At 37.3% G+C, this 201-nt stretch carries 1 tRNA gene; it reads right to left on the bottom strand.

The annotated features are described in order from the left end of the window. Position 1: 1 nt before the first annotated feature. Positions 2–77: transfer RNA gene (locus Q4519_RS22380), tRNA-Lys, on the bottom strand. Between the last annotated feature and the right edge of the window lie 124 nt (positions 78–201).

The raw sequence follows: 201 nt of genomic DNA, 5'->3' as shown, positions 1-201 counted from the left end.
TTGGTGGGTTGTGAAGGATTTGAACCTTCGACCAATTGATTAAAAGTCAACTGCTCTACCAACTGAGCTAACAACCCAAATTTGTCTTTAAATTTTTCTTTCACTGGAATGCTAGCGCTGACTCTCGCAGTTCTGCTCTACGCTTTCAACTGCAACACTAACAACCCGTATTTATCTTTAAATTTTTATCTTAATTCTAGA

The organism is Motilimonas sp. 1_MG-2023 (assembly GCF_030547455.1).
In the GTDB taxonomy this organism is placed as follows: Bacteria; Pseudomonadota; Gammaproteobacteria; order Enterobacterales; family CBDFNC01; genus Motilimonas.
This window is presented reverse-complemented; position numbering and strand designations above follow the sequence as displayed.